The sequence below is a fragment of the Pedococcus sp. P2_E2 genome (genome assembly GCF_056403955.1).
This window is the reverse complement of record NZ_JBFUEM010000006.1, coordinates 91,586-109,327: the sequence shown is the minus strand read 5'-3', so window position 1 is coordinate 109,327 and position 17,742 is coordinate 91,586. Positions and strand designations below refer to the sequence as shown.

Here is a 17,742-nt window from a genome sequence, read left to right as displayed (position 1 = left end):
AAGGGCAGGTAGCCCTTACCAGGGCGCACGCCCGGTGGGACGCTGGGCCTTGCGTCTGGCGGGGCCTGTGCCGACGACCAGCAGTGGTCGTCGGCACAGGCGCGCACAGGGGGAAGGGTCGCGTGGGGACGGCGATGCCGACCCGCCCCGCCAGATCGCTCGGCCCTGCCTCCGGCCACCTGGCGGTCACGGACTTCCGCCATCTCAGATCGCGGGAACCCACGCCCACGTGCTGGATCCCGCTTGACCCGTGCCGCTACCCTCGACGACAGGTCATGAGTGTCAGCGCACAGCCCCGGCTTGCTGACCAGCAACCCTCCTCCGCGGTGGGGTGCTCCGGGTGACGACCGGGCCGACTGCACCCGCAGCCGGCAAGCGCGGACTCGGGAGCTCTCGGGTCCCACCCGGACCAGGAGCTCTACCCATGTCGATCGCGAGCACCCCGCCACCAGCCTTCCGTCGCAGCGCCCCCCTCGCGCACGCCCGCACCCAGAGCCACCTCCGCCCTGTTCCCGATGCCCGGTCACTGGGCGAGGTCGGCCCGCTGCCCGCGGTCGTGTCGGAGTCGCTGCTCGTGCCGACGCTGGACGGGGCCGTGGACTACGCCAACTTCGACCACGCGGCGTCCACGCCGGCGCTGGTCAGCGTCAAGAAGGCCGTCGACACGGCGGTGCGCACCTACTCCTCGGTCCACCGCGGCAATGGCTGGGCCTCCCGGGTGACCTCGTCCTGGTACGAGCAGGCGCGGGCCGAGGTGCGGTCGTTCGTCGGGGCACGCGAGGGCGACGAGGTCGTCTTCACCCGCAACAGCACCGACTCGTTCAATCTCCTGGCGCGATGTCTGCCGCGCCACACGCAGGTCTTCGTCTTCGAGTCCGAGCACCACGCCGCGCTTCTGCCGTGGCCCCACCAGCGCACCCACCGGCTTCCGGTCCCCGGCAGCATCAGCGACGCGAGGGCGCTCCTGCGGACTGCGCTTCGCGACCACCCCGGCCGCCACCGGTTGGTCGTGCTCGCCGGCGCCTCCAACGTCACGGGAGAGATCTGGCCGGTCCGCGAGCTGGCGGCGATCGCCCGCCAGGCGGGCGCGAGGGTGGTCCTCGACGCCGCGCAGTACGCCCCCCACCGCCGCGTGGACCTGGACGACCTCGGTGTCGACTACGCCGTGCTGTCCGGCCACAAGCTGTACGCACCGTTCGGCACGGGAGTCCTGGCAGGCCGGGCGGACTGGCTGGACGCTGCGGCGCCCTACCTCGCCGGCGGCGGCGCCACCAAGTCCGTGACCGAGCGCGCAGTCGTGTGGCAGAAGGGGGCCGCACGCCACGAGGGCGGCAGTCCCAACGTCATCGGCGCGATCGCCCTCGCTGCCGCGTGCCATGCCCTGCGGGCGCACGCGGACGCGGTGGAGGAGCACGAGCGCACGCTGGGCCAGCGTCTGCTCGACGGTCTGGCCGCCATCGACGGCGTGCAGACCTACTCCCTCTTCAGCCCGGACCACGAGCGCGTTGCCGTGGCGACCTTCACCATCGACGGGGTCGACTCGTCACTGGTGTCCGCGGCCCTGTCGGCCGAGCACGGCATCGGGGTCCGGGACGGCAAGTTCTGTGCGCACCTGTGCGTCGACGCCCTGCTCGACGACCCCCACGCCGTCGGGTCCACGACCGCCGTCCGCGCCAGTGTCGGGCTGGCCACGACCGCTGAGCACGTCGAGCGGTTGCTGTCAGCCGTGGCCGAGCTCGCCGAGCACGGACCCCGCGCCGACTACGTCAACGGACCGCAGGGGTGGTTGCCGGTCGGCGACCCGCGCGCGCTCGACCTCGCGCGCCCCTGGTAGCCGCCCCCGCGGCATACCCGAGCCCCACCTGCCGCACCTTTATCGGGTGACCCGATAAAGGTGCGCTTCACCCGGAAACGGTTCTCGGGTGAAGCGCGCCCTTCTCGGGTGGAGCAGGCGCAGGCTAGGCCTGGATGACGACCGGGATGATCATCGGGCGCCGGCGGATCTTGCCGCCGACCCAGCCACCGATCGCCCGGCGCATGACCTGCTCGAGCTGGTGGGAGTCGGTGACGCCGTTGCCGGTGGCCTCGGCGAGCGCCTGTTCGATCTTGGGCCGCACCTGGCTGAAGATCTCGTCGTCCTCGGCGAAACCCCGGGCCTGGATCTCCGGCCCCGCGGCGATCTTGCCCGTGGCGGAGTCGATCACGACGATGACCGAGATGAACCCCTCGTCACGCAGGATCCGGCGGTCCTTGAGCAGCGCCTCGTCGAACTCACCCACCGAGGACCCGTCGACGTAGACGTAGCCGCACGGGACCGCCCCGACGATGCGCGCGACGCCGTCGACGAGGTCGACGACCACGCCGTCCTCGGCCAGCACGACCTGTTCGCGCGGCACACCGGTCTGGACCGCCAGCTCGGCGTTGGCGACGAGGTGTCGCCACTCGCCGTGCACCGGCATCACGTTGCGGGGCTTGACGATGTTGTAGCAGTAGAGCAGCTCACCGGCGCTGGCGTGGCCGGAGACGTGCACCTTGGCGTTGCCCTTGTGCACGACGTTGACACCGAGCCGCATGAGGCCGTTGATGATGCGGTAGACGGCGTTCTCGTTGCCGGGGATGAGCGACGAGGCCATCAGGACCGTGTCGCCCTCTCCCACGTCGATGCGGTGGTCACGGTTGGCCATCCGCGACAGGGCCGCCATCGGCTCGCCCTGCGACCCCGTGCAGATCAGGACGACCTTGTCGTCGGGGAAGTTGTCGAGCTTCTTGACGTCGACGAGCACGCCGTCGGGCACGTGGAGGTACCCCAGCTCGGCGGCGATCCCCATGTTGCGCACCATCGACCGGCCCACCATGGCGACCTTGCGCCCGGCCGACTCGGCGGCGTTGAGCACCTGCTGGACCCGGTGCACGTGCGAGGAGAAGCAGGCGACGATGATCCGGCGCTCCGCGTCGCGGAAGACCTTGTCGATGGCCGGCGCGATGTCCTTCTCCGGCGTCGTGAAGCCGGGGACCTCGGCGTTGGTCGAGTCCGTCATGAACAGGTCGACGCCCTCCTCCCCCAGCCGCGCGAACGCGCGCAGGTCGGTGAGCCGGTTGTCGAGCGGCAGCTGGTCCATCTTGAAGTCACCGGTGTGCAGGATCGTGCCGCCGGGTGTCCGGACGAACACCGCGAGCGCGTCGGGGATCGAGTGGTTGACCGCCACGAACTCGCAGTCGAAGACGCCGAGCTTCTCGCGCATCCCCTCCTTGACCCCGAGGGTGTACGGCGTGATCCGGTGTTCCTTGAGCTTGGCCTCGATGAGCGCCAGTGTCAGCATCGAACCCACGATCGGGATGTCGCGCTTCAGCTTGAGCAGGTAGGGCACCGCGCCGATGTGGTCCTCGTGGCCATGGGTCAGCACGATCGCCTGGATGTCGTCGAGCCGGTCCTCGAGGTACTCGAAGTCGGGGAGGATCAGGTCGACGCCGGGGTGGTGGTCCTCAGGGAACAACACGCCGCAGTCGATGACGAGCAGCTGGCCGTCGTGCTCGATGACCGCCATGTTGCGGCCGACCTCGCCGAGACCGCCGAGCGCGATGATGCGCACGCCGTTCTTCGCGAGCGGCCGGGGCAGGTTCAGCTCGGGGTGGGGATGACTCACAGCAGGCCAGACTCCTTGAGACCGGCGCGCAGGATGTCCAGGTGCTCCGGTGGTGACTCGACGAGCGGCAAGCGCACCGTCGCGTGGTCGATGACGCCGAGCTCGACGAGCGCGGCCTTGGCCATGATCGCACCCTGGGAGGTGCTCATGATGGCGTCGACGGCGGGGACCAGCCGTCGGTGGATGTCTCGGGCGCCGTCGAGGTCGCCGCCGTCGACGGCTGCGACCATCGCGGCATAGTCCTTGCCTGCGACGTGGCCGACGACGCTGACCACCCCTATGGCACCGAGGGCGAGCCAGGGCAGGTTCGCGGCGTCGTCGCCGGAGAAGTAGAGCAGGTCGGTCGCGGCCATGACCTTGGTCGAGGCCCACCCGTCGCCCTTGGCGTCCTTGACCGCGACGACCCGGTCGTGGGCGGCGAGCTCGAGGAGCGTGGCGGTGTCGAACGGGATGCCGGTGCGGCCCGGGATGTCGTAGAGCATGACCGGCAGGTCGGTCACGTCGGCCACCGCGTGGCAGTGCGCGACGAGCCCGCGCTGGGTCGGCTTGTTGTAGTAGGGCGAGACGAGCAGGAGCCCGGTGGCGCCGGCCTCCGCCGCACGACCGGCCATCTCGACGCTGTGTGCGGTGGCGTTGGAGCCGACCCCGGCGACGACCGCCGCGCGACCGTCGACGGCCTCGGCGACGAGGCGCACCATCTCGATGGACTCGTCGTCGCTCAGGGTGGCGGACTCACCGGTGGTGCCGTTGACGACGATGCCGTCGTGGCCGCTGTCGAGCAGGTGGGCGACCAGTCGGCGGGCGCCCTCGAGGTCGAGGCTTCCGTCGGGCTTCATCGGGCTGACCATGGCGGTCAGGACGCGGCCGAACGGGGACGAGGTGCTCATGCCTGCAGGCTATCGCCCCGCAGAGCACGCCCCGCGCGGCGGACACCGACCGGGACGCAATTTGGCGGGAAGGTGACGCCGAGCTGGCGGCATCGACGCGACACCGAGGTATGCCGCGGTGCCGGCCACGCGGCATACGCTGCGGTTTTGGTCTGCTTCGGTGCCCTGTCGCCGCCCGGCGTTACGCTGCGTCCGTGCAGCAGTATCTCGACCTCCTCGACCACGTCATGACGACCGGGACGGACAAGTCCGACCGCACCGGCACCGGCACCCGCTCCGTGTTCGGCTACCAGATGCGGTTCGACCTGTCCGAGGGCTTCCCGGTGCTCACGACCAAGAAGCTCCACCTCAAGTCGATCATCGGCGAGCTGCTCTGGTTCCTGCGCGGCGACTCCAACGTGCGGTGGCTCCAGGAACGCGGCATCACCATCTGGGACGAGTGGGCGGACGAGAACGGCGACCTGGGGCCGGTCTACGGCTACCAGTGGCGGTCCTGGCCGACCCCAGACGGCGGCCACGTCGACCAGATCGCCAAGGTCATCGAGTCGATCCGCACCAACCCTGACAGCCGTCGGCACATCGTGTCGGCCTGGAACGTCGCGGACGTCGACTCGATGGCGCTCCCGCCGTGCCACACGATGTTCCAGTTCTACGTGTCCCCCGCGGTGGACGGGCACCGGCCCAAGCTCTCCTGCCAGCTCTACCAGCGTTCGGCCGACATCTTCCTCGGCGTCCCGTTCAACATCGCCTCCTACGCGCTGCTCACCATGATGGTGGCGCAGGTCTGCGACCTCGAGCCCGGTGACTTCGTGCACACCCTCGGCGACGCCCACCTGTACTCCAACCACGTCGAACAGGCCACCCTCCAGCTGACCCGAGAGCCCCTCCCCCTGCCGCAGATGAAGATCGCGTCCGGCAAGGAGATCGACCAGTTCGACCTCGGCGACTTCGAGCTGGTCGGCTACCAGGCGCACCCCTCGATCAAGGCGCCCATCGCGGTCTGAGTCAGGCCGCGGACCGTGCGGGCCCGGCGGTGACCTCCGCGTGGTCGCTACCCTGTGCCCATGACCAACGTGACGCTCATTGCCGCGGTCGGCCGCAACGGCGTCATCGGGGCCGACAACGACATGCCGTGGCACCTGCCCGAGGACTTCGCCTACTTCAAGCGGACGACCATGGGCCATCCGATGGTCATGGGACGCAAGACCTTCGACTCGATCGGCCGGGTGCTGCCGGGTCGCCGGACCATCGTCGTGACCCGCCAGCCCGACTGGAGCCACCCCGACGTGGAGACGGCCCACTCGCTCAGCGAGGCGTTGTCGCTGGCCGGTCCCGCGGCCGAGGTGTTCGTCTGCGGCGGTGGGCAGGTCTACACCGAGGCGATGCCGTGGGCGCACCGGTTGCTGATCACCGAGGTGGACCAGTCGCCCCAGGGTGATGTGCGCTTTCCCGACATCGACGCGAGCCACTGGCACGAGGTCCGGCGCGAGCGGCGCGACGGCTTCAGCTGGGTGACGTACGAGCGCGCCTGACGAGGTTCGAAACACCGATGGCAGGATGCAGGCCATGGCTCACCAGCACGACCACGTCGGTCACACCTCCTCCCCCGGACCACTCGCCGACGCCAGCGTCAGGGTGGCGCGCGAGACCGACACCCCCGCCGTCGGGCTCGTCCAGGCCACCGTGTGGCGCGAGGCGTATGCCGCGGTGCTGCCGGCGGAGGTGCTGGAGACCTTCGAGCCACAAGCCTTCGCGGCCGTCTGGCGCCAGTCCCTTGCCGCGCCTCCCCCAGGGGTCTACCGGCTGCTCGCGGCCTGTGCGGGCGACCAGGTCGTGGGGTTCGCGGCCATCGGCCCGAGCCAGGACCCCGATGCGTCCCCGGGCACCGGTGAGCTGTCTGCGCTCGCGGTCCACCCGCAGGCGCGTCGGGTCGGCCACGGGTCACGGCTGCTGAACGCGGCCGTCGACACCCTGCGCGGCGCCGGCGCCGACCGGTTGCACACCTGGGTGCTGGCCGGCGACGAAGCCACTCGGGCGTTCCTCCTCGATGCAGGGCTGAACCCGGACGGCGCGTTCCGCGACCGGGTGGTCTCTCCCGACGGTGGGACCGCGCGCGAGGTCCGCCTGGTCGCCGACATCACGCCGGAACCTCCGGGCCCGTGAGCTCGACCCTGACCCCGGAGCGACGTTCCCAGGTCGTGCGCCAAGCCCTGTCGGTAGCGGTGGCAACAGGAACCTACGGCGTCAGCTTCGGCGCCCTGTCGGTGGCTGCGGGTCTGTCGATCCTCCAGACGCAGGTGCTGTCGCTGCTGCTGTTCTCGGGGGGTTCGCAGTTCGCGTTCGTGGGGGTCATGGCCGCCGGGGCGGCCGGGGGGCCCGCCGCCATCGCCACCTCCACGCTCCTCGGCGTCCGCAACGGCCTGTACGGGCTGCAGGTCGCGCGGATGCTGGACGTCCGGGGACTCCGGAAGGTCTTCGCAGCCCAGTTGACGATCGACGAGTCGACAGCGGTCAGTGTCGCGCAGCCCGAGACGGTCGCCGCGCGACTCGGCTTCTGGGTGACGGGCGCAGGGGTCTTCGTGCTCTGGAACGCGACGACGCTGGTCGGCTCGCTCGTGGGCGATGCCATGGGCGACCCCCGCCGCTATGGACTCGACGCCGCCGCGGCCGCAGCCTTCTGCGCCCTGCTGTGGCCGCGGCTGAAGTCGAGGGATGCCGTCGCCATCGCAGTGCTGGCCGCACTGATCGCCGTGCTCGTCGCGCCGCATGCTCCCGCCGGTGTCCCCGTCCTGGTCGCCGCCTGCACCGCACTCCTGGCGGGCGTGTGGCGACGCGCCCACCACGACCCACCGCCGCCGCACCAGTGGCCCGACGAGGTGTCGCCGCGGACTGGCAACTCCGGGCCGGGGACCGCCAGGCCGGGGGGCGCGAGGCCGGGGGCCGCGAGGCCGGGGGGCACGCCATGAGCACGTGGACCGCGCTGCTCATCGCGTGCGGGCTGGCCTTCCTGCTCAAGTACCTCGGCTACGTCGTGCCGACGTCGTGGCTCGAGGGCGAACGCACGACACGGATCACCTCGGCGTTGCCCATCGCCTTGTTGGCCGCCCTCGTCGGCGTGCAGACGTTGACCTCGAGCTCGGGCGCGATCACCCTCGACTCCCGCGCTGCCGCCGTCGGTGTCGCCATGCTGGCGCTGCTGCTGCGGGCGCCCTTCATCGTCGTGGTGGTGCTGGCCGCCGCGGTCGCGGCTGGGCTGAGGCTGCTCGGTCTGCCCTGACCGCAGCGGTCAGGGCCACTCCCGCGCATCCTCGAGGAACCGGTCGCCGGTCTGGATCCCGACCACACAGAAGATCACCCCACCCGGATCGGCCATGATCACGTAGCGTTCCCGGTCGTCCACGGTGGTCGCGCCCAACGCCGTCAGTCGCGCGACCTCGGCGCGGACGTTGTCCGTCTCGATGTCCAGGTGGACGCGCGGCGGTCCGTCCTCCAATCGCTGGACCTCGAGGTTCAGCGACCCGATCTCGCCGACGCTGGCATAGGGACCGTCCTCGACCGGACGCACACCCTGGGCACCGGCCCAGAAGGCGAGGCCCGCGTCGTAGTGCTCGCCCGGGTGGTCGATGAGGACGATGCCGATGCGCGAACGGTGCATGCCACCACGGTATGCCGGGTGCGTCAGGGACGCGAGGTCCGCCAGGCCCTGACGGCGGCGCGGTAGTGCGCCTGCTCGCCCTTGCGATCCCGGGCGACCCGGCAGGCCTCGGCCTGGTGGAGCTCGTCAGCCCACGCGCCGTGCGCGCCGGACTCCCGGGCTTGGGTCATCATCCGCGATCCGTCGCGGGCGAGCCTGACCAGCGGCACCATCGCCAGCAGGGCGACCACGGGGATGAGGATCACCGCGACGCCGAACAGCACAGCGACCGGACGCCCGTCCCGGACCAGCTCGACCCCTCGCCAGCCGATCGTCGCGGAGTAGAAGCCCAGCACCACGAGCAGGACGACAGCGGTGACCTTCTCGCGCACTCAGGCGTCCAGGCCGAGGTAGTGCTCCAGCCCGACGGTCAGCCCGGGGTGGGCGCCGACCTCCCGCACCCCCGCGAGGACACCGGGCATGAAGGAGGTCCGGTCGAACGAGTCGTGGCGCAGGGTCAGCAGCTCGCCCTCAGCACCGAGCAGCACCTCCTGGTGGGCGACCAGCCCGCGCAGTCGGATCGAGTGCACCGGTATGCCGTCGACCCGCCCTCCGCGTGCCCCGTCGGGGTCCTGGGTGGTGGCGTCCGGGACTGCACCGAGGCCGGCGTCGGCGCGGGCCGCGGCGATGAGGCCGGCCGTGCGGGCTGCGGTGCCCGACGGCGCATCGACCTTGTCGGGGTGGTGCAGCTCGATGACCTCGACCGACTCGTAGAAACGCGCGGCCTGCTGGGCGAAGCGCATCATCAAGATGGCGCCGATCGCGAAGTTCGGGGCGATGAGCACGCCCACTGACGGGTGCTGGGCGAGCTGGTCGCGCACCGTCGCGAGGCGCCCCTCGTCCCATCCCGTCGTGCCCACGACGACGTGCACGCCGCGGTCGACGCAGTGCGCCACGTTCGCCGGGGAAGCGGACGGGACCGAGAACTCCACGACGACACCGGCACCGCCGAGGTCGCCGAGGTCGTCGCCCTGGTCGAACCGCCCCACCAGCTCCAGGTCGGGCGCGTCGGTGACCGCCCGGCACACCTGGCCGCCCATGCGTCCTGCCGCACCGATCACGGCCACCTTGATCGTGTCACTCACGGTGGTCAGCGTAACCACCCGTCCACGACGACGGGCCCGGTCCCCCACTCGGGAGACCGGACCCGTCGCTCGCGGCGCTGGTTCGACTACTTCACGAAGGCCGTGAGGCCGAGGACCACCGGGTCGTGGTCGGACGACCGGTACGGGCCCGGGTCGTGGAAGTCGGTCGAGTGGTAGTTGTACCGGCTGTACTCCATGGCCACCGACTCACCGGAGTTGATGTTCCAGTGGTCGGCCCCGGTCGACATCCGCAGCGCGAAGTCGTTGACGAGGATGTGGTCCAGCGAACCGGAGAGCCCGCTGAAGGAGTACGAGTAGCTGTTCGGGTCGAAGCGGCTGCCCACGTCGGTGTAGCCGGCCTTGTAGAGGACGTCCAGCGGGTCCTCCATGGTGTAGGAGTTGTAGTCACCCGCCATGACGATCCCCTTGGCGCCGTACTCGGCCGCGACGCCGGGCACCCAGTCGCGCAGGGCCTGCGCCTGCAGGATGCGGCTGGTGACCGACGCACCCTGGCCGTCACCGCTGTCAGCGTCACCCGGGAACGGACCAGCCGAACCCTTGGACTTGAAGTGGTTGACGACGAAGAGGAACTTGTCGCCCTTGCCGGTCTTCTTCCTGAACGTCTGGGCGATCGGCTCACGGGCATTGCCGAAGGCCTGGCCGTCCTGGCTCTGGTCGCCCAGGGCGCGCGACCGGTCGACGCGCATGACGTTGGCCGCCTTGTAGATGATGGCGCTGGTGATGAAGTCCTGCTCGTCCGGTGAGGGCAGGTCGGTCGAGGACGGGACGAAGGCCCAGGTGCCCGCTCCCGCCTTCTCGTTCAGCGCGGCGACCAGCGCTGCCAGGGCAGCGTCACGGTCGTGACCGAAACGTGCGGAGTTCTCGATCTCCATCAGCCCGACGACGTCGGCGTCGAGGGCGGTGATCGCCGACACCTCCTTCTCGGTCTGGCGCGCGAGGTCAGCCGCATCCCAGGCACCACGGCGGGTGCAGGGGCTGCCGTCGACGCCGCGGACCGTGTCGCCGTTGTCGTCGCGGTCGTAGAACGCCACGCAGGTCGGGTCGGCGTCACCGAGATCGGTGAAGTAGTTGAGGACGTTGAACGACGCGACCTTGAGGTCGGGTGTGCCGAGCTGGTTGATGTCGGCAGTGTCGGGCGCAGCCGTTCGGGTGTTCTCGAACGCCACCGGCGACGTCGCGTTGTCGGGCCCGACCACCTGGGCCGTCGGCTGGAAGCGCCACAGGTTGAACCGGTAGTCCACGACGACAGGAGCGCTGAAGGTGGCCGCCTCGCCGACCCTGACCGGCTTGGTGTTCGAGACGTACGCAGGCGTCAGGTCGCCGTTGAGCAGGCACGGGATCGGGCGGCCGGCGCACGTCGCCGGGCTGAAGCTGCTCGCCGTGAAGTTGCTGGAGGCACCGTCGTCGAGGGTGACCGCACGCCTGGCGTTGTCGGCCACCACGGCGGCGGCCTCGGGGCTGCCGGGGGCGCCCACCTCGGTGTTCTGCAGCAGCGGGTGGTCACCCACGGCCAGGCCGACCTCGCCGAACTGGTTGGTGCCGAAGGTGTTGGTGACGGTGTAGTCGCCGAGGGGCTGGAAGAGCATTCCCTCGATCGACTCACGCCCTGCATCGGTGGTCGGCCACGGCACGGTCAGCGCCTGGACAGGGCTGAACTCATCGCCGGCGTCGCTGATGTTCGAGGCCGACGCGGTGATCTCGGTCAGGGTCCCCGGGTCGGAGGACGAGCTGCGGAACTCGCTGACGGCACCGGTCACCTGGATGTAGTTGCCGACCTCGACGTCGGGGTCGAGGGGGCTGCCGGAGCCACCCGTCTGGAAGACGAAGAGGCCGTCCGAGGCGCCCGAGGAGCTCGGCTCGGGACCGGTCCCCTGGGTCTGGAGGTAGAAGCCGTGGAACCCACCCGTGGGGTAGGCCGCCGTGACGACGCCCTTGGTGGTCACCGTCTGCCCAGACAGCTGGGTGCTCGGACCCGTGCCCTGGATCTCGGCGATCGTCTTCTCGGCCGGGGCGGGCGGGGTGGTGCAGGTGGTGCCGCAGGCCGTCGGGCTCGGCGCCCCGGCCACGAAGTCGGCAGCATTGTCGGCGGTGTTCTGCGGACCGGCCTTGCGGCTCACCGACACCGTGTTGCTGGGCGCGGCCGTCGGTCCGGTGCCCGCGTAGTCGTTCGCCGTGCCGAAGCCGACGAAGTCGACGACCGAGGGCTGGGCCGAGCACGGGTTGGTGCCGGACTTGGCGGTGCAGGGGTTGGCCGTCCCGCCGAGCGCTGTGACGTTGTTGACCAGCGCCACCTTGCCTGCGCCGCCGGCCATGGCGATGGTTCCCGAAGCGTCGAAGGGGACCTCGGTGGAGCCGCCGGTCCCAGCAGCCTCCCGGACGACGTAGCTGCCGCCCGCCGGCAGGAACCCGGCGAGCCCGGTGACCTGCCACGAGACCCCGGTCGAGCCGGCGTACTGCACCGACCAGCCGTTGAGGTTGACCGTGGACGCGCTGGTGTTGACCAGCTCGATGAAGTCGTTCCGGTACGTCGCGCCGGTGTTGCCGCCGCCTCCGTAGACCTCGTTGATCACTACCGGCGCACCGACCGAGGGCGCTGCCAGCGCACTCATCGGGGCGACGGCAACAACTCCAGCGGTGAGGGCTATGGCGCCCACCGCTCCCAACACGTGCTTGCGGGGTACGCGCACAGCAGTCCTCCACGAACTCAGGATTGACAGCCCTGGGACGGTGGTCCGGGCCGATGGAGCATCACACCACGCCGACGGCGAATGCGAAACGGCTGGGACAGGTCCGGAAGGTAAAGGTCAGGTCAGGGTTTCGCGCCCAGCTCGTCCAGCGGGACCCCAGGGTCTGCCAGCCGGTCAGGCGCGACGACGGCCTTCGACCGGATCAGGCCCTTCACCGCATCACCGACGTCCCACACGTTGACGTTCATCCCGGCGGTCACCCGCCCGTCGCGCAGCCAGAAGGCCACGAACTCCCGCGCCGACAGGTCGCCGCGCACGACGACCTCGTCGTCCGGGCTCCCGAGACCGTGGTACTCCATCCCGAGGTCGTACTGGTCGGTGTAGAAGTAGGGCAGCTCCGCCTCCGGCCCCTCCTGGTCGAGCATGGCCGCTGCCACCAGCGAGGGCTGGTTGAGGGCGTTGGCCCAGTGCTCGACGCGAATCCGCTGCCCGAGGAACGGGTGCTCGACGTTCGCGACGTCACCCACCGCGAAGATGTCCGCGTCGCTCGTGCGCCCCACCGCGTCCGCCGTCACGCCGTTGTCGACGTCCAGGTCCGCAGCCTGCGCGAGCGCGACGTTGGGCGTTGCCCCGATCCCCACGACGACGGCGTCCGCCGGCACGACCGAACCGTCCGCGAGCCGCACCCCCGTCACGGCAGACTCGCCCTCCACGGCCTCGACGGTGACCCCGGTACGCAGGTCCACCCCGTGCGCTCGGTGCAGGTCCGCGAACACCTCGGCGATCGTCGGGCCGAGCACCCGCACCAGGGGCAGGTCGAGCGCCTCCAGCACCGTGACGTCGGCACCGGCCTCGCGCGCCGCAGCCGCCACCTCCAGTCCGATCCAGCCGCCACCGATGAACACGATCCGCCGTCCCGGCACGAGCACCGCACGGATCGCCTGGCTGTCCTCGATGGTGCGCAGCGAGTACACCCCGTCGAGGTCGGCACCGGGGATGGTGAGCCGTCGCGGAGCGCACCCGGTCGCCAGCACCACGCGGTCGTATGCCGTGCGCTCACCTGTGTCGGCCACCACCTCGTGGTCGTCGCGGTCGATGCTGGCCACCGTGGTGCCGGTGCGCACGTCGATGTCGTGACCGGCATACCAGTCCTCGTCGTGGACGAACACGTCCTCGAGCTTCTCCCCCGTCTTGAGGTAGTCCTTCGACAGCGGCGGTCGCTCATAGGGCAGGTGCGGCTCGCCCGCGAAGAGCACCACCCGCCCTTCGAAGCCCCGCCCTCGCAGGGCCTCGGCGGTCTTGGCGCCCGCCAGCCCGCCACCGATCACGACGAAGGTCCGGTCGTCAGTCATGCGTCATCCTCTGGCTCGGCTCTCTGCTCGGCTGTCTGCTGGACTACCCGACTACCTGCTGTACTTTCTAAAACAGTGTTAGATTGACTTTAGGAGCGGCGTCCCCGTTAGTCAACGAGTCGCTCGAGGAGCCTGATGTCGCCGGAAGCGCACGACGTGCACGACAGCATCGGGTCCGTGGGCGCCCTCGCGGAGCCGTCACGACGGGCGTTGTACGACCACGTGTCGCGGCAACGCACGGCGGTCAGTCGTGAGCAGGCGGCCGAGGCCGTGGGGCTGCCACTGCACTCCGTGAAGTTCCACCTCGACCGGCTCGTCGACGAGGGCCTGCTGGAGGTCGAGTTCCGCCGCCTGAGTGGTCGAGCGGGCCCCGGCGCCGGCCGGCCGTCCAAGCTCTACCGGCGCGCCCGTGCCGAGGTGTCGGTGTCGCTCCCGGCTCGGCACTACGACCTGGCCGCCGCGGTCCTCGCCGATGCCGTCGAGCGGGTCGGGCGCGACCGGGTGTCGCTCGACCGGGCGATCGACGACGCGGCCACTGACGCGGGTCGAGCCCTGGCAGCGGGCAGCCCGCTCCCACGCGGCCCGCGCGCTGAGCTGCGCGCCGTGTCAGAGCTGCTCGCCCGGCACGGCTACGAGCCCTCTCCCACGGACGACGAGCGTGAGCTCGAGCTGGCCAACTGTCCGTTCGACCGGCTCGCGCGGGACCACACCGACCTCGTCTGCGGGATCAACCTCGCCCTGGTCACCGGCGCCGTCGAAGCCCTCGGGTGCCGACACGTGCAGACCCGCCTCGAACCTGCCGCAGACCTCTGCTGCGTGCGCGCCCGCCAGGTGCCCTGACGCGCGTGGCGCATCGCCTCCTCGCCCACCGGGGGCAAAGCCAACGGGCCGACACACCCTGAGGTGTGCCGGCCCGCTCGTCAGGCTGGTGTGCGTCGGCTCAGCCGGCCGCGTCCTCCGAGGTGGCCGGAGCCGCGCTCTCGGGCGCGTCGCCGCCACGGTCCTCGCCACCGCGCTCGCCACGGCCGCCACGACGGCGGTTGCGACTGCGACCACCCTCACGACGCTCGCCACGGTCGTCGGTGGACTCGCCGGCCTCGGCCTCGGGGGCGTCGCCCTCGGTGCTGCTGGCCTCAGGCGCGTCACCCTCGGCGGCGGGAGCGTCGCCGCCCTCGCCCTCCGCGAGCACCGCCGCCAGCGACAGCTTGCCGCGCGGGTCGATCTCCTTGAGCTCGACCTGGACCTTCTGGCCCACGGCCAGGACGTCCTCGACGGCTTCGATCCGCTTGCCACCGACGAGCTTGCGCACCTCGGAGATGTGCAGCAGGCCGTCCTTGCCCGGCAGCAGGGAGATGAACGCACCGAAGGTCGTGGTCTTGACCACGGTGCCCAGGAAGCGCTCGCCGATCTCCGGCATCTGCGGGTTCGCGATGGCGTTGATCTGCGCCCGGGCGGCCTCGGCCGAGGGGCCGTCGGTCGCACCGATGTAGATCGTGCCGTCGTCCTCGATCGAGATCTGCGCGCCGGTCTCGTCCTGGATCTGGTTGATCATCTTGCCCTTCGGCCCGATGACCTCGCCGATCTTGTCGATCGGGACCTGCACCGAGATGACGCGAGGAGCGAAGGGGCTCATCTCGTCGGGTGCGTCGATCGCCTCGTTCATGACGTCGAGGATGTGCAGGCGCGCGTCGCGAGCCTGGGTCAGCGCGCCGCCGAGCACCGAGGCGGGGATGCCGTCGAGCTTGGTGTCGAGCTGGATGGCCGTGACGAACTCGCGGGTTCCGGCGACCTTGAAGTCCATGTCACCGAAGGCGTCCTCCGCACCGAGGATGTCGGTCAGCGCGGCGTACTGCGTCTCACCGTCGACCTCCTCGGAGATGAGGCCCATCGCGATGCCGGCGACCGGGGCGCGCAGCGGCACACCGGCGTTGAGCATCGACAGGGTGGACGCGCAGACCGAGCCCATCGACGTCGAGCCGTTGGAGCCGAGAGCCTCGGACACCTGGCGGATCGCGTAGGGGAACTCCTCGCGGGTCGGCAGCACTGGCATCAGGGCACGCTCGGCGAGCGCTCCGTGACCGATCTCGCGACGCTTCGGCGAACCCACCCGACCGGTCTCACCGGTGGAGTAGGGCGGGAAGTTGTAGTTGTGCATGTAGCGCTTGCGCGTCACCGGCGACAAGGTGTCGAGCTGCTGCTCCATGCGGAGCATGTTCAGCGTGGTGACGCCCATGATCTGGGTCTCGCCACGCTCGAAGATGGCCGAGCCGTGCACGCGCGGCAGCACCTCGACCTCGGCGCCCAGGGCGCGGATGTCGGCGAGGCCACGGCCGTCGATGCGGACCTTGTCGCGCAGGATGCGCTGACGGATCAGCTTCTTCTGCACGGACTTGTAGGCCGCGGACAGCTCCTTCTCGCGGCCCTCGAACTCACCGGCGAGCTTCTCCTTCATGGAGTCCTTGAGCTCATCGATGCGGTCCTCGCGCTCCTGCTTGCCGGCGATGGTGAGCGCCTGCGCCAGGTCGTCCGAGGTCGCAGCCTCGACGGCGGCATACGCGTCGCCCTCGTAGTCGAGGAAGATCGGGAACTCCTGGACCGGCTTGGCGGCCTTGCTCGCCAGGTCGGCCTGGGCCTCGCACAGGACCTTGATGAACTTCTTCGAGGCCTCGAGGCCCTCGGCGACGACCTCTTCGGTCGGAGCCTGCTTGCCCTCGTTCTTGACGAGGTTCCAGGTCGACTCGGTGGACTCGGCCTCGACCATCATGATCGCGACGTCATCGCCCGCGATGCGGCCGGCGACGACCATGTCGAAGGTCGAGCGCTCGATGTCCGAGAAGTTGGGGAAGGCAACCCACTGGCCGTCGATCAGGGAGACGCGGACGCCACCGATCGGACCGGAGAACGGCAGACCCGAGATCTGCGTGGAGGCGCTGGCCGCGTTGATGGCGAGCACGTCGTACTGGTGGTCGGGGTTGAGCGCGAGCACCGTGATGACGACCTGGACCTCGTTGCGCAGACCCTTGGTGAAGGTCGGGCGCAGGGGGCGGTCGATCAGCCGGCAGGTGAGGATCGCGTCGGTGGACGGGCGACCCTCGCGGCGGAAGAACGAGCCGGGGATCTTGCCCGCGGCATACATCCGCTCCTCGACGTCGACCGTCAGGGGGAAGAAGTCGAAACCTTCGCGGGGGTGCTTCCCGGCGGTGGTGGTGGAGAGGAGCATCGTGTCCTCATCCAGGTAGGCGGCAACTGCGCCACCGGCCTGCTTGGCCAGGCGTCCGGTCTCGAACCGGACCGTGCGGGTGCCGAACGAACCATTGTCGATGGTCGCTTCGGCGAAGTGGATCTCTGGACCCTCCATTGGGCCCTCCTTTTTTATCTGTAGTCCCGGTGCATCGTCGTTGTGCACTGGTTTCTGTCGTGCTGGGCGGCATCAGTGCCGGCCCCATGCGAGAGGGACGGCCCTCATGGAGGACCGTCCCTGTCGAATGCTTAGCGGCGCAGACCGAGGCGCTTGATCAGCGAGCGGTAACGCTCGACGTCGACGCTCTCGAGGTAGCGCAGGAGCCGGCGACGCTGGCCGACCAGGAGGAGCAGGCCGCGGCGGCTGTGGTGGTCGTGCTTGTGCTGGCGCGAGTGCTCGGTGAGGTCGAGGATGCGCTGCGTCAGCATCGCCACCTGAACCTCGGGGGAACCGGTGTCGCCCTCGTGCGTGGCGTACTCGGACATGATCTTCTTCTTGACGTCGAGGCTCAACGGCATGAGTCGGCACTGCTCCTTTGTGTGATCGTTGCGCGGTGCGCCAGGGCTGGTTCACCTGGGCTCTCTGGATCCGCGGCCGGTCTACGGCGGTTGCAAGGTTACCAGCGGGCGGGTTGGGCCCCTAATCGCCGCCGATGCACCGCCGATGCACCGCCGGTGCACCGCGCGTGCGCCGCTGCAGGCTCCCCCAGCCGGCGCAAGCAGTGTTGGATGGGGACATGCAGATGCCCAAGCACAGTGACGAGGCCAAGACCCGCTTCCGCAGCCTGATCAGCGACGCGCCGGGCGTTGAGGTCAAGCCGATGTTCGGCAGTGTCGGCGCGTTCGTCAACGGCAACATGTACGCCGGGTTGTTCGGTGAGGACGTCGGGGTCAAGCTCGACCCCGCGGGGCTGGAGGAGCTGCAGGCCCTCCCCGGCAGCGGCCCGTTCGGACCCGCCGAGCGCCCCATGAACGGATGGCTGTCGCTGCCCTCCGACCTGTCCGACGAGGAGACGTCCACCTGGACGGACCGGGCGCGGGACCACATCGCCACCCTGCCGCCCAAGGCCAAGAAGGCAACCGCCAAGAAGGCAACCGCCAAGCGGGCAACCGAGCCCACGACGTAGGCCGC

The 17,742-nt window shown here is 70.3% G+C and carries 17 protein-coding genes and 1 riboswitch; of the genes, 8 read left to right on the top strand and 9 right to left on the bottom strand.

Translation table 11 applies throughout. The features are described 5' to 3' along the window. Nucleotides 1-271: 271 nt before the first annotated feature. Nucleotides 272-384: riboswitch (SAM riboswitch) on the top strand. A gap of 40 nt (nucleotides 385-424) precedes the next feature. Continuing rightward, on the top strand, nucleotides 425-1,834 hold the full coding sequence (locus AC1DWR_RS13745; protein ID WP_477612498.1) for an aminotransferase class V-fold PLP-dependent enzyme: 1,410 nt from the start codon (nucleotides 425-427) through the stop codon (nucleotides 1,832-1,834). Nucleotides 1,835-1,958: 124 nt separating this feature from the next. Here the strand turns inward: AC1DWR_RS13745 and AC1DWR_RS13740 are convergent, their stop codons facing one another. Both AC1DWR_RS13740 and dapA read right to left on the bottom strand, forming a co-directional pair. Beyond that, a complete protein-coding gene (locus tag AC1DWR_RS13740; protein WP_477612497.1) occupies nucleotides 1,959-3,644 on the bottom strand; it encodes a ribonuclease J in 1,686 nt (561 codons plus the stop codon). Further along, nucleotides 3,641-4,531: a 4-hydroxy-tetrahydrodipicolinate synthase gene (gene dapA / locus AC1DWR_RS13735; protein WP_477612496.1), complete on the bottom strand. Its 891-nt coding sequence runs from the start codon at nucleotides 4,529-4,531 to the stop codon at nucleotides 3,641-3,643. The genes AC1DWR_RS13740 and dapA overlap by 4 nt, the downstream gene beginning before the upstream one ends. Before the next feature lie 194 nt (nucleotides 4,532-4,725). Here dapA and AC1DWR_RS13730 point away from each other — a divergent pair, with 194 nt between their 5' ends. The 5 genes from AC1DWR_RS13730 to AC1DWR_RS13710 are packed head-to-tail and all read left to right on the top strand — an operon-like array spanning nucleotide 4,726 to nucleotide 7,808. Then, complete coding sequence (locus AC1DWR_RS13730; RefSeq protein WP_477612495.1) at nucleotides 4,726-5,535, top strand: thymidylate synthase; 810 nt, start codon at nucleotides 4,726-4,728, stop codon at nucleotides 5,533-5,535. A 60-nt stretch (nucleotides 5,536-5,595) separates the two neighbouring features. Continuing rightward, nucleotides 5,596-6,063 (top strand): dihydrofolate reductase, encoded by a 468-nt coding sequence (locus AC1DWR_RS13725; protein WP_477612494.1) that lies wholly within the window; start codon nucleotides 5,596-5,598, stop codon nucleotides 6,061-6,063. Between the two features lie 34 nt (nucleotides 6,064-6,097). Further along, on the top strand, nucleotides 6,098-6,694 hold the full coding sequence (locus tag AC1DWR_RS13720; protein WP_477612493.1) for an N-acetyltransferase family protein: 597 nt from the start codon (nucleotides 6,098-6,100) through the stop codon (nucleotides 6,692-6,694). Next, nucleotides 6,691-7,497 (top strand): AzlC family ABC transporter permease, encoded by an 807-nt coding sequence (locus tag AC1DWR_RS13715; protein WP_477612492.1) that lies wholly within the window; start codon nucleotides 6,691-6,693, stop codon nucleotides 7,495-7,497. The genes AC1DWR_RS13720 and AC1DWR_RS13715 overlap by 4 nt, the downstream gene beginning before the upstream one ends. After that, on the top strand, nucleotides 7,494-7,808 hold the full coding sequence (locus AC1DWR_RS13710; RefSeq protein WP_477612491.1) for an AzlD domain-containing protein: 315 nt from the start codon (nucleotides 7,494-7,496) through the stop codon (nucleotides 7,806-7,808). The genes AC1DWR_RS13715 and AC1DWR_RS13710 overlap by 4 nt, the downstream gene beginning before the upstream one ends. A 9-nt stretch (nucleotides 7,809-7,817) precedes the next feature. Here AC1DWR_RS13710 and AC1DWR_RS13705 read toward each other — a convergent pair whose 3' ends face one another. From AC1DWR_RS13705 to AC1DWR_RS13685, 5 genes are all read right to left on the bottom strand, one after another. Further along, nucleotides 7,818-8,186 (bottom strand): VOC family protein, encoded by a 369-nt coding sequence (locus tag AC1DWR_RS13705; protein WP_477612490.1) that lies wholly within the window; start codon nucleotides 8,184-8,186, stop codon nucleotides 7,818-7,820. Between the two features lie 23 nt (nucleotides 8,187-8,209). Continuing rightward, nucleotides 8,210-8,557, bottom strand: a complete 348-nt coding sequence (locus AC1DWR_RS13700) for a hypothetical protein (RefSeq protein ID WP_477612489.1) — start codon at nucleotides 8,555-8,557, stop codon at nucleotides 8,210-8,212. After that, nucleotides 8,558-9,310 carry a 4-hydroxy-tetrahydrodipicolinate reductase gene (gene dapB, locus AC1DWR_RS13695; RefSeq protein WP_477612488.1) on the bottom strand — a complete coding sequence of 251 codons (753 nt, stop codon included), beginning with the start codon at nucleotides 9,308-9,310 and terminating at the stop codon, nucleotides 8,558-8,560. A gap of 86 nt (nucleotides 9,311-9,396) precedes the next feature. Continuing rightward, nucleotides 9,397-11,940 (bottom strand): ExeM/NucH family extracellular endonuclease, encoded by a 2,544-nt coding sequence (locus tag AC1DWR_RS13690; protein ID WP_477612487.1) that lies wholly within the window; start codon nucleotides 11,938-11,940, stop codon nucleotides 9,397-9,399. A 200-nt stretch (nucleotides 11,941-12,140) separates the two neighbouring features. Continuing rightward, nucleotides 12,141-13,370 carry an NAD(P)/FAD-dependent oxidoreductase gene (locus tag AC1DWR_RS13685; protein WP_477612486.1) on the bottom strand — a complete coding sequence of 410 codons (1,230 nt, stop codon included), beginning with the start codon at nucleotides 13,368-13,370 and terminating at the stop codon, nucleotides 12,141-12,143. Between the two features lie 135 nt (nucleotides 13,371-13,505). Here AC1DWR_RS13685 and AC1DWR_RS13680 point away from each other — a divergent pair, with 135 nt between their 5' ends. Then, on the top strand, nucleotides 13,506-14,210 hold the full coding sequence (locus tag AC1DWR_RS13680; RefSeq protein WP_477612485.1) for a helix-turn-helix transcriptional regulator: 705 nt from the start codon (nucleotides 13,506-13,508) through the stop codon (nucleotides 14,208-14,210). A 100-nt stretch (nucleotides 14,211-14,310) separates the two neighbouring features. Here the strand turns inward: AC1DWR_RS13680 and AC1DWR_RS13675 are convergent, their stop codons facing one another. Together AC1DWR_RS13675 and rpsO are read right to left on the bottom strand one after the other, a co-directional pair. Continuing rightward, nucleotides 14,311-16,728 (bottom strand): polyribonucleotide nucleotidyltransferase, encoded by a 2,418-nt coding sequence (locus tag AC1DWR_RS13675; RefSeq protein ID WP_477612484.1) that lies wholly within the window; start codon nucleotides 16,726-16,728, stop codon nucleotides 14,311-14,313. 131 nt (nucleotides 16,729-16,859) lie between these two features. Beyond that, entirely contained in the window at nucleotides 16,860-17,129 is a 270-nt protein-coding gene (rpsO, locus tag AC1DWR_RS13670) for a 30S ribosomal protein S15 (RefSeq protein ID WP_140737145.1), read from the bottom strand. 218 nt (nucleotides 17,130-17,347) lie between these two features. On the opposite strand from rpsO, the gene AC1DWR_RS13665 reads away from it, so the two are divergent. Continuing rightward, nucleotides 17,348-17,737, top strand: coding sequence for a TfoX/Sxy family protein (locus AC1DWR_RS13665; RefSeq protein ID WP_477612483.1), 390 nt, complete (start codon nucleotides 17,348-17,350; stop codon nucleotides 17,735-17,737). The last annotated feature ends 5 nt before the right edge of the window (nucleotides 17,738-17,742 follow it).